Consider the following 11,739-nt stretch of genomic DNA (forward strand, 5'->3'; position numbering starts at 1 on the left):
AGAAATCATGAGCATGCTCGCCGAAAGCGTCTCGTCAGGCGTCACCGCCTACCCCTGGAAGACCGATGCCATCACCACCGAGGTGGTGCGCCACGCCCTTGAGACCATCGCCGATGAGATGGGCACGCAACTGCGCCGCACCGCGCTCAGCGTCGTGATCAAAGACATGCGCGACTACGCCTGCGCCGTCATGGACAGTCAGGCGCATCTGCTGGCGACCAACCTGACTCTGCCGACCCTGCTCGCGTCGATGCAGCCCGCGTTGGCCGTGTGCATCGAGAAGTGGGGCGCCGACATCCACCCCGGCGACGTGTTCATCACCAACCACCCGTACAAAGGCTGCGCGCACTCCAACGACGTGCAGATCTTCGTGCCCGGCTTCGACGCAGAAGGCGAGCTGCTGGGCTTCACGGGAACCATCGCTCATCACGCTGACTGGGGCGGAACCGTTCCCGGAACCGTTCAGTCGGCAGCCCTGAGCGTGTTCGAAGAGGGTGTGCTCTTTCCGGCCCTCAAGCTCGAATTCGCCGGAGTGGTGAACACCACGATCTACGACATCATCGGGGCGAACACTCGCTACCCGTCGCAGAACTTCGGTGACCTGCGCGGGCAGGTCGCTGCGGCACGGGCCGGCGCACGGCGCCTCGAAGAGCTCTTCGCGAAGTACGGCACCGAGCGTGCGAACCTGGCCTGCGACGACCTGCTCGGGTACACCGAGATGCGCACTCGCCGGGCGATCGAGCGGCTGCCCGATGGCGTCTACACGGCAGACGGCTACCTCGACGACGACGGGGTCAACCGCGGAACGCCCGTGCGCATCGCCATCTCGGTCACCGTTTCGGGCGACGAGATGGTCTTCGACTTCGAGGGCACCGACCCGCAGATGCGCAGCGGCATGAACGTGCCGTGGGCGACCACGCTGTCGGGAATCCAATATGCCGCTCACTGCATACTTCCCGCCGACATTCCGTTCAACGGCGGCTGCAACGCACCGCTCACAGTGAAGGCCCCGCTCGGTTCGCTGCTCAACCCCACGATGCCCGCCGCCGTGGGCGCACGGCACATCACCTCGCAGCGCATGGCATCGGTCATCACGAAGGCACTCGTACCGATCGCACCCGAGCGCACCAGCGCCGAATGGTCGGTGGGCTGGCCCTGCTTGTTCGCCGAATCGTGGTCGCCCAAGACCGGCGAGGGCGTGGCGGTGCTGCTCAACCAGGGCGGCGGCGCCGGGGCGAAGAGCACCGGAGACGGCGCCGACGGCCTCGACCCGCACATGTCGAACTGCGTACTCGTGTCGGCAGAAGCTGTCGAGTCGGGCTATATGCTCCGCGTCGAACGGATGGAGCTCGTCGCCGACTCGGGCGGCGCCGGAGCCTACCGCGGCGGTCTCGGTATTCGCGGCGACTACCGCAACATCTCCGACAAGACGATGTACGCCCGCACCGAGGTCGAGCAGAACACCGAAGCGTTTCTTCCCCAGGGGCTCGACGGGGGCGCGGTCGGGTCGAAGACCTCGTCGACGATGTTCGACGCCGAGGGCGTCGAGACCGTTGTTCCGCCGAAGGAGACCACCTACCTCAAGCCGGGCGAGATTCTGAGCCTGCGCGCCGGCGGTGGCGCCGGCTACGGCGACCCGAAGGCCCGCCCGCGCGAGCTCACGCTGCGCGACCTCGAATTGAAGAAGATCACGGCAGAGGCTGCGGCAGCGATTTACGGAGTCGTGGCCTGATGACCGAATCGTTCGATTGCCAATACCTCATTGTCGGTGCGGGGGTGTGGGGAACATCCATCGCCTACCACCTGGCCGAGCTGGGCGCGACCGATGTCGTCGTCATCGAGCAGTGGGATGTGGCTGACGGCAGCAGTTGGGCGGCCGCCGGCTTCGTCGGGCAGATTCGTCACCTGCCGAGCGACGTCGAGATGGTGCGGTATTCGGCCGAGTTGTATGCCGGCCTCGAGGCGGATTACGCCGGCAGCATCGGCTGGGGCGGCGAAGGCAGCCTGCGGCTGAGCTTCACCCCCGAGCGCACCGCAGAATTCACCGAGCTCGTGAGTCTCGCGCAAGCGCACGGGGTGGATGCCCGGCTGGTGTCGCGCGCCGAGGCCGCCGAGCTGGCGCCGACCATGGCTCTCGACGGCGTCGAAAGCGCCATCTGGGTGCCGACCGACGCCTCGGTCGTGCCGGAACGTCTCGCTCGAGCACTGGCCGGACTAGCCCAGCAGAGCGGCGTGCGTCTGCTTACCGGAGTGGTCGCACAGCGCTTTCGGATGGGCAGTGACGGAGTCGAGGCGCTCGAAACAGTGTCGGGCGATATCAGAGCCGAGCACTACATCGTCGCGTCGGGAATGTTCACTCCGCTGCTCATCGGTACCGCAGGCCTCGGCTTTCCGATCCTGGGCCGCCAGGCGAACTACGTGGTCAGCAACCTGGTGCCCGAAAGCCGCCTGCGGCCCATGCCCACCGTTCGCATGCCCGACCTGCAGATGTACGCCAGAGCCAACGACTCGCGTATCGCTGTCGGGGCCACGCGAAGCGCCCCCACGTACGAACTCTCCGAGAAGATACCCCGCGAGCGTCGCTTTCACATCAATGTCGTGAGCGATCTCGGGGGTGCGGTTCAGGATGCCCAGCGGCTCATTCCCGCCCTCGAAGAGTTCGGGCTGAGTCACGCGATGAAGGCATGGGAGTCGGCGACGCCCGATTCTCGATTCATCGCCGGTCAAACCGTGGTACCCCAGATCTGGGTCGTCGCGGGCGGCCAGGGTTATGGAATCGCTGCCGCCGGGGGTCTCGGCCGCGCGCTGGCCCGATCGCTCACCGGTACCGACCCCGGCATCGACATGACGCCGTACGCGCCGGGTCGATTCGGCTCGCAGACCCGTGCCCTCGACGGGGCCGGACTCGAAGAACTGAGGCAGAGGCGTACCGATCGGTATGCCATCGCCTCGGTAGTCGCCAGCTGACGAGACTACCCACTCGTCAGTGTTCTATCGCTCCACCGCTCCATAGCCCCACCGCTCCATAGCCACACGGCTCTACAACTCCACCGTTCTACAGCCCCACCGCTCCATCCGTTCCACCCGATATGCGATGTACCCGAAATGCACCTCACAGCGAAAGGTAATGAACATCATGCGGAAACGAAATCTACTCATCGGGGCGGCGGCACTCGCCAGCGCCGTTCTGGTTCTGTCGGGGTGTGCGCCGAGCAGCTCCACGAGCGCCGGCTCTACCAGCGTCGCATCCAGTGCAGAAGCCACGGCGCCCACCGACTCGACCGAGGGTTACGACATCACCAAGCTCTGCGGCACCGACCCGATCAAGGTCGCGCTGCTCGATGGTGCCGGTGGTCACACCTGGCGCAACATCAACCTCGAAGAAGCCAAGGTCGAGGCCGCGAAATGCCCGAACGTCACGCTCTCGTATGCTGACGCAGGCGGTGACGCCTCGAAGATGAACTCCAACATTCAGGGCTTCGTCGCCCAGGGGTACAACGTGATTCTCGACATCGCGGACTTCGGCACTGCCGAGCTTCCGGCGCTTCGGGCGGCGACCAAGGCCGGCGTTACGACGATCGTCTACTACAACGCACTCGAAGGCACCCCCGGCGTCGACTACACCGAGAACGTGACCCTCGACAGCGAGGGCATGGGTGAGGCGCAAGGCGCCTGGATCGCTGCGAACGCCAAACCCGGAAACGTGGTGGTGCTCGGTGGCCCCGCGACCTGCTCCTCGTGTCAGGCGCTCTACGACGGAGTCGCAAAGGCTCTCGCGGGCAACTCGAAGTTCACCGTTCTCGGTGACGGCAAGGTGACGGCGACCGACTACGACCCGACGAAGGCCCAGCAGGCCGTTGCAGGGTTGCTCGCCAGCTCGGGCAACATCACCGCCGTTGCGGGCGACTACGGCGTGATCGCCGATGACGCACTGAAGGCGTTCGCGGCTGCGGGTGCTCCGGCTCCCGTGCTGGCCACGGCCAACGGTCAGAACTCGCAGTACTGCGACTGGGCGACGTCGAACGCTGCAGGAACGGGCTACCCGTTCGCTTCATGGGAGGGCGGCCTCACGGTCGTCAAGGTGGCGCTGCGCGCCGGTCTCGCCGACTACAACAAGATCGACGACCCGGAGCCCAAGGTCATTCTGCTGAACAAGCTGATCGACACCCAGGCCGGAGTGAACCCGCCGGCGTGCGACACGACTCTGCCCGACGATGCAGACATGTTCAGCGGTCTCACGCCCGCGCAGATCAAAGAAGCCGTCAAAGGCTGATCGTCTAACACAACAGTACGAGGAGAGCACATGACAACCATCGACTCGACTCAGCCCTCTGCGGTGCCGGCGCACTCCGCCGGCACCGCGGCAGGGCAGTACCGACTGCAACTTCTCGGCGTCAGCAAGTCGTTCGGGCCGGTGCAGGCGTTACGAGACGTCACGCTCGAAGTTCGTTCCGGTGAGGTGCACGGCCTGATCGGCGAGAATGGCGCGGGCAAGTCCACGCTCATGGCGGTGGCCTCTGGTGCTCTCAAGCCCGATGTCGGTTCTGTCGTCATCGACGGGGCCGAGATCGACGACGACCCGTCGTTGGCGCGGTCGCTCGGGCTCGCCATCGTGCGGCAGCATCCTGCGCTGTTCCCCGAACTCACGGTGGCAGACAACCTGCTCTTCGGCGCCACAGAGTCGGAGCGCAAGAAGATTCAGAACCTGCACCAGTGGGCAAGGGAGTGCATCAACGCGTGGGATGACCGGCCCGACATCGATACTCGTGCGCGGGTGTCGACGCTGAACCCCGAGCAGAAATTCGTGCTCGAAATCAGCCGGGCGCTCTTCGAACGGCCGCGCGTTCTCGTTCTCGACGAGCCCTCTGAGCACCTCGGTGCCGAGGGTGTCGACAGGCTCTTCGACAAGGTCAGAGAGCTCGCGGCCGAGGGCAGTGCGGTCGTCTACATCTCGCATCGCATCCGCGAGATCAGAGACATCTCGGACCGCGTCACCGTCTTGCGCGACGGGGTGAACCGCGGCACACGTACGACCGCAGAACTGAGCGAAGCCGAGATCGTCAGCCTGATCATCGGCCGTTCGCTGGGGGCGACTTTTCCTGAAAAGCCGCCGGCGTCGACCTTCGATTCGCTCACACCGAACCTGGTCGTGAAGAATCTGACGGGTGCCCAGTTCACCGATGTGAGCTTCGAGATAAAGCCCGGCGAGATCATCGGCTTCGCCGGAATCGACGACAACGGGCAAGCCGATATCGCCCGGGCTCTGGCCGGCCTCGAATCGTCGACAGGCACGGTGAGCGTCGGTGGTCGAAAGGCCACCACGCGCACCCCGACGACCGCCGTGCGCAGCGGCATCGCCTACATTCCGGCGGATCGCCAGAAAGAGGGCATTTTCGCCGATCTCTCGGTGCGCTTCAACTCCATGGTTCGCGGCATCGACCAGATCGCGAAGTTCGGGTTCTTCTCGGCGACGACCGAAAAGGAGACGGCGCGGCAGGCTCTCGCTCAATACTCCGTCAAAGCGGCATCTCCCGAAGCCCCGATGACGTCGCTCTCCGGCGGAAACCAGCAGAAGGTCGTGATGACCGGAGCCCTGCTGGCAAAGCCTTCGGTCATCGTGGCCGATCAGCCCACGCAGGGCGTCGATGTCGGCGCCAAGGCCGAGATCTACGCGCACCTGCGCTCCATCGCCCGGGGCGGCAGCAGCGTACTCGTGCTGTCGTCAGACAATACCGAGATCGCGGGAATCTGCGACCGGGTCTACGTGATCTCGCGTGGCCAGATCGTCTCGACGATCGTGGGCGGTGATGTTCGTGAAGAGACCATCACCGACGCCGTGCTCCGAGCGGAATCACGTCGCGAGCATGTGCGGCGCTCGCCGGCTCGCTGGAGCCGACTGCTCGACAACGACCTGACTCCCACGCCGATCTTGGCGGTGCTGATCATCGCCCTTGCCGTGTTCACGCAGTTTCAGAACGACAACTACCTCTCGACGCGCAACATCACGTCGGTGCTGTCGATCGCCGCGGTGCTCGCTGTCGTGACAGCCGGGCAGAGTGTCGTGATGATGCGCGGCGGCATCGATCTGTCGGTCGGCGCGGTCATGAGCATGACGACGGTGATCGGATCTTTCTACATCATCAAAGACGGTGGCGTCGCCTATTCGATCGTCGCCTTCGTCATCATCGCTGTGATGTGCATTTTGACCGGCTTGGCGAACTGGGCGCTGATAGATCGGCTGAAGGTGCCCGCGGTGCTCGCGACCTTCGGCACCTGGACGTTTCTGGCGGCGATCGCACAGATCATGCGGCCGACGCCGGGTGGTCTGATCTCGACAGACGTGGTCGATGCTCTCTCGCAGAACTTCGGCATCATCCCGATCGCCCTCATCGTGGCCGTCATCGTCATCGTGCTGCTCGAACTCTGGCGAAGCCGCACCTGGAGCGGTAAGCGTCTGCTCGCGGCGGGCAACGACCCGACGACGGCGGGCCGGCTCGGCATCAGTGGGTCGCGCACGGCGCTGTTCAGTTACGTGATCTGCTCGCTTCTCGCGGGTCTGGCCGGAGTGCTGCTGATCGGTCAGGTCGGCAGCGGCGACCCGACCAGTGGTGAGGCCTTCACGCTGCAGAGCGTCGCGGCAGCGGTGGTGGGCGGCGTCAGTCTCTTCGGTGGGCGCGGCAGTTTCATCGCCGCGTTCGTCGCCACGATTCTGCTGACCCAGGTGCGCACCGTGACCTCGTTCTTGAATCTGAGTCAGGCCTGGCAAGACATACTGTTGGCCCTGGTAACGGTAGGCGCGGTGTTCGTCTACTCGATACTTCGACGCACTCGCGCCTAAGGAGAAGTGACCATGAGTACACCAACTCTTGAAAGCACCACCACGACGACGGTCAGCGAGCCGAAGCGACAGCGCACGGTTTCGCCGTACATCTGGGTCTGGGTGGGCGTTGTGCTCGTCTACCTGCTCACTCTCGTTGTGACGCCCAACCAGGCTTCGCTCACTGGTCTGAGTGCCGCAACGCCCTACATCGGCCTGCTCGCCTTCGCCGCCGTGGGTCAGTCGCTGGTGATCATGCAGCGGGGCATCGACTTCTCGGTCGTCTCGGTGATCATTCTGACCGGCATGATTCTCGGCAAGCTGTCGACAAGTGGAATGAACCCGATTCTCGCCATTGTCATCACGCTGGCGATCGGTGCGGTCATTGGTCTGGTGAACGGCTTGGTCGTGGTCTACCTGCGGCTGACTCCGCTGGTCGCCACTCTCGCCGCCAACGGGTTGTACTTGGGCATCGCCATTCTGCTCAGCTCGGGCGCTCCCGTTCCGGTGACCCACGAACTCGAGGACTTCGCGGATTCGACGTGGTTCGGGGTGTCGCCGATTCTGCTCATCGCCATTGTCTTCGTGGCGATTCTCGTGGTGCTGATGAACCGCACCGTGCTCGGGCGCAGGTTCATCGCCTCCGGAGCCAACCCCTTGGGCGCACGTGCCGCCGGCATCGCGGTCAATCGTTACGCGCTCACCGGGTACTCGGCCGCCGGGTTCTGCTACGCAGCGACCGGTGTGCTGATCTCCTCGTATGTCGGCGACTCGCGGCTGACCATGGCAAGCGACTACCTGATGACCTCCATCGCAGCGGTGATCATCGGAGGAACGGTGCTCACCGGCGGCCGAGGCAGCTTGGTGGCGACGTTCGGCGGCGCGGTGTTCATGACACTGCTGGGCCAGTTCGTTCTCGCGGCGGGCGTCTCTCCGGCCGTGCAGATGCTCATCGAGGCGATCGTGTTCATCGCAGCGATCACCCTTCCGACCGCCCTGATCAGGGCTCGACGACGCCGAGCGGTGGCCGTTCCGGTTGCCGTGCCCGCGACCACGTCATGACCGACCTTCGGGTCGACCTGACCAGAGCATCGGCTACCGATCTCGGTGCGCTCTACCGCACCGGCCAGGCTTCGCCGATCGATGCGACAGAACAGGTGCTCGCGGTCGCCCGCATCGCCGGCGAGCGGCACAACGCCGTCTCTGAGCTGAACGAGCAGGGGGCGCGAGCCGCGGCCGAGGCCAGCGCTGCGCGGTGGAGAGCCGGGCATCCGCTCAGCGAACTCGACGGCATACCGGTGTCGGTGAAAGACAGCTTTCACGTCACCGGGCTGGCTCGCCGGCACGGAAGTGCCGTGCACGAGCCCGTGACCAGCACGAGCGACAGCGCTCCGGTGCGGCGGATCGTTGCGGCCGGCGGAATCGTGATCGCGAAGACGACCATGCCCGACTTCGGCATGCTCGGCTCGGGAATCAGCAGCGCGTACGGAACGGTGACTAACCCGTGGAATCCGGCGATGACGCCGGGCGGATCGAGCTCAGGAGCAGGTGTGCTGCTCGCCACGGGAGCGGGCCCGCTCTCACTCGGCACCGACATCGCCGGGTCGGTACGACTCCCCGCTGCTCACTGCGGGCTGGTCGGCTTCAAGCCCACCCAGGGGCGCATCGGCTACGCGCCGGCGAGCACCGTGCGAAGTGCCGGCCCGCTCGCTCGCACCGTCGACGACCTCGGGTTGGTGCTGCGCGTGGTCGGCAGACCCGATGCGGCCGACATCTTCTCTCTGCCAGGCGTCTACGAGAGCAGCAGCGATCGCTTCGACCCGGCGGGCCTTCGTGTCGGTCTGGTCACCTCGATGGGAATCGGCATGGCTCCCGGCCGGGAAGAAGCGGATGCCGCACAGGCCGTCGCCCGCATGTTCTCGGTTGCGGGCACGAGCGTCGAGCCGGTCGCCATCGGTCTCGACGGTCGCGACGATCGCGCGTTGCGAACCGTGTTCGCCATGCGTGGTGCGCTCGAACTCCACGGAGTCTCGGCCGAGCGCAGGGGCCTGCTGCCGCCGTCGATCGCCGAACTCATCGAACCGACCTACGATCTTTCGGCCCTCGCCTACGCTCGCGCGCTCGATCGAGTCGAGGTCGGGCGCGAGACGGTACGGTCGGCGCTCGCCGCGTTTGATCTGATCATCACTCCCGCCGTCTCAGTTGCCGCGTTTGCGGCCGAACTGCCGGCACCCGCGGGCGCCGAGTCGACGCTGGCCCACGCACAGTTTCTCGCGTGGTTCAACCAGACCGGTCAGCCTGCGGGGGTGGTGCCGCTCGGTCTGAACGAAGAGGGAATGCCCATCGGCGCCCAGCTCGTCGGCCAGCGCGGACACGACGCGCTTGTCATTGCCGCGATGCGCTGGGTGGAGTCGAACACGTCGCCCTTGCCGTTCCCCTTCATCGGCTCGACGAGCGGCGGCGACGAATGACAGCCGTGCGCTGGGAGACCACCGACATCGTCGCGGGCGGGCCGGGCTGGTGGTCGGGAAACTCCGTTATCGACGCCGGCGTGCGCGATGGCACGCACCTGATTCGCAAGACGCCGCGTGAGCATCTCGGGCTCATCGTCACCGATCCCGGTGCGCAATTGCGCCTGAAAGTAGCTCTGGATGCCTCGGGCTTGGGCCCGGCGGTGATCGAGCTCGACGACGTGCCGGAGGGCGCCGCCGGCGCAGACCATGCCATCGTCATGGAAGATCTGCGGCCCAGCCATCGCGTCGCAACGCTCGGGCGGTTGGCGGCACCCGGCCTGGTCGATCGTGTCATCGACGCGCATCGCGCCGTCGCAGACCTGCAGCTCGACCTGCCGACGCTGAACATCTTCGATGAGCTGCGTCGGTTGCAGGCGGTTGTGGCGGCCGAGGGCAGCAGCGCTCCGGCAGATTCGGCGGCGATCGAGGCCGCTGTCGCCTCGCTGGAGGCGACCTTGCCGGCAGACCAGCTTGTTGCTTCGCTCGGCGATGCGACCGCGGGAAACCACCTCATCGCAGACGACGGCGAATCGATCAGCCTGGTGGGCGGCACTCTCGCCTGCGTTCTCGACCGGCGGCACTTGGCGGGCATCCTGCTGGCCGAATTCGGCTGGTTCTGCGGCGACCCTCACGACATCGTCGAGCGAGCATTGGGCTCGACGGATGCAGACGACTTTCGTTCGGCCGTGCGGTACTCCCTTCTCGAAGACCTGCGCTGGGGGTACATCTCGCGCATCGCGACGGCACGCAATGCCGACGACTCGTTCGTCTCGAGCTTGTACGGCATGTGGCGGGTGCGCCGCGCGATGTTCACCATGTCGCAACCCGGATTCGACGACTGGAGGCGGGCAGCGTGATCACCGAACGCGCCGACCGCGCCGCACAGAAGAGCACCGAGTGGCACCGTCTCGATTCGCCTGAGCTGGCGCAGCTGCTGCCCGGCCTGCCTGAGTGGCCGTGGGCCGGGCGTCTGGCGCTCAGCCCCATCGGCGGTGGCCTCAACAACCTGAATTGGCGGCTTCAGGTCGAAGACGGCAGCGAATACTTTCTGAAGGTTCCGGGTGCCGGAACCGAGCTGTTCGTCGACCGTCGGCTCGCAAACGAGGCCGCCGTCAGCGCCTCGACCGCGGGAATCGCGCCACCGGTCGCCTACTTCGATCTGGGCTCTGGCATCGAGGTCACCGGCTTTCTCGCGGGTTACCGATCGCTCACCGAGATCGAAGTCTCGACGACCGATTTCATCTTCGAGGTGGTGGCGACCCTGAAGAAACTGCATGCACGCCCCCTGCTCTCTGGCACGCACACGGCGTTCGACGTGATCAGAGAGAGTCTCGACGGGGTGCGGTCGGCATCCATCGTTCTGCCCCGCTGGGCAGAAGACGTGATCGGTGCATGGTTCGACGCCGAGGCGGCCATCACGGCTGCGGGGTTCGACCTCGCGCCCTGCCACAACGATCCGAACTTTCCGAACTTCATGCACTCGCCGGGGCGTTCGCTGCAGCTCGTCGACTACGAATACTCCGCCAACAACGACCCGACCTATGAACTCGGGGGCGTTCTCGGGTTCTACGGGCTGCACGACCGCACCCGCCGGGCCCTGCTCGAGGAGTACTACGGGGTCTACACCGCCGCGGCCGAGGCCCGTATGTGGTTGATGACCGTCGGATTGCTCACTCGTTTCGGACTGTGGGCGGCGATGTACGCCCACACCCGAGATGCCGACTACGACTACCAGAAATACGGGCTCGTCTACTTCTCGTATGCGGCCGCGATCGTTCGCGACCCGCGCTGGCCCTCGTGGCTCGCTCAGGTATGACGCCGAGAACTCTTGCAACGACCGGAAATCACAACAGATCGAATCGCCACAGAACTCATCACAGAACGGAGAAGACCCATGGCAGAGAAGACCATCGAAGAGCGCCTTCAGGTACTCGAAGATCGCGAGGCCATCGCGCGACTGAGCTACGACTACGGGTTGCTGTGCGACACGGGCTACCCGGTGCAGCAGATCGTGGACATGTTCACCGACGATGGCGCGTGGGTGAGCAACATTCTCGGCGAGTTCTACGGCAAGGCCGAGCTGACTTCGTACTACACGAACATCCCGACCATCCAGGTCTGGGCTCGGCACCACCTCGTCAACCCGGTGATCGATGTCGACGGCGACGAAGCGACCTGCCGCTTCTTCATGGATGTGGTCTCGACCCAGGCCGGGCGTGACGGCGCGCCGAACGTGCCCATCATCTTGACGGCGACCGAGCACGTGTCGCTGCGACGAACCCCGGAGGGGTGGCGCTTCGTTCGCTTCGACGTCGACATTCACCAGATGTCGTCGCTCGAGAAGGGCTGGGTCGCAGAACCGTATTACATCGACCCCGCGCTGTCCGGTCCGAGCCAGGGGTAACCAGA

Annotated in this window: 9 protein-coding genes; all 9 read left to right on the top strand. The window is 65.4% G+C overall.

The features are described 5' to 3' along the window. The first annotated feature begins 7 nt into the window (after nucleotides 1-7). Nucleotides 8-1,732 carry a hydantoinase B/oxoprolinase family protein gene (locus LQ955_RS16660; RefSeq protein WP_231025599.1) on the top strand — a complete coding sequence of 575 codons (1,725 nt, stop codon included), beginning with the start codon at nucleotides 8-10 and terminating at the stop codon, nucleotides 1,730-1,732. After that, nucleotides 1,732-2,967 (top strand): NAD(P)/FAD-dependent oxidoreductase, encoded by a 1,236-nt coding sequence (locus LQ955_RS16665; protein ID WP_231025600.1) that lies wholly within the window; start codon nucleotides 1,732-1,734, stop codon nucleotides 2,965-2,967. Before LQ955_RS16660 ends, LQ955_RS16665 begins: the two co-directional genes overlap by 1 nt. Nucleotides 2,968-3,136: 169 nt before the next feature. Then, a complete protein-coding gene (locus LQ955_RS16670; RefSeq protein ID WP_231025601.1) occupies nucleotides 3,137-4,273 on the top strand; it encodes a substrate-binding domain-containing protein in 1,137 nt (378 codons plus the stop codon). Between the two features lie 30 nt (nucleotides 4,274-4,303). Further along, complete coding sequence (locus tag LQ955_RS16675) at nucleotides 4,304-6,838, top strand: ATP-binding cassette domain-containing protein (RefSeq protein WP_231025602.1); 2,535 nt, start codon at nucleotides 4,304-4,306, stop codon at nucleotides 6,836-6,838. Between the two features lie 12 nt (nucleotides 6,839-6,850). Further along, the gene (locus LQ955_RS16680) at nucleotides 6,851-7,879 is read left to right on the top strand and encodes an ABC transporter permease (RefSeq protein ID WP_231025603.1); all 1,029 of its coding nucleotides are present in this window, start codon (nucleotides 6,851-6,853) and stop codon (nucleotides 7,877-7,879) included. Then, the gene (locus LQ955_RS16685; RefSeq protein ID WP_231025604.1) at nucleotides 7,876-9,288 is read left to right on the top strand and encodes an amidase; all 1,413 of its coding nucleotides are present in this window, start codon (nucleotides 7,876-7,878) and stop codon (nucleotides 9,286-9,288) included. Before LQ955_RS16680 ends, LQ955_RS16685 begins: the two co-directional genes overlap by 4 nt. Then, nucleotides 9,285-10,187, top strand: a complete 903-nt coding sequence (locus LQ955_RS16690) for a hypothetical protein (protein WP_231025605.1) — start codon at nucleotides 9,285-9,287, stop codon at nucleotides 10,185-10,187. The genes LQ955_RS16685 and LQ955_RS16690 overlap by 4 nt, the downstream gene beginning before the upstream one ends. Beyond that, the gene (locus LQ955_RS16695) at nucleotides 10,184-11,146 is read left to right on the top strand and encodes a choline/ethanolamine kinase family protein (RefSeq protein WP_231025606.1); all 963 of its coding nucleotides are present in this window, start codon (nucleotides 10,184-10,186) and stop codon (nucleotides 11,144-11,146) included. Before LQ955_RS16690 ends, LQ955_RS16695 begins: the two co-directional genes overlap by 4 nt. Nucleotides 11,147-11,224: 78 nt before the next feature. Beyond that, a complete protein-coding gene (locus tag LQ955_RS16700; RefSeq protein ID WP_231025607.1) occupies nucleotides 11,225-11,734 on the top strand; it encodes a nuclear transport factor 2 family protein in 510 nt (169 codons plus the stop codon). Nucleotides 11,735-11,739 lie beyond the last annotated feature (5 nt).

Source organism: Subtercola endophyticus, from assembly GCF_021044565.1.
GTDB lineage: Bacteria > Actinomycetota > Actinomycetes > Actinomycetales > Microbacteriaceae > Subtercola > Subtercola endophyticus.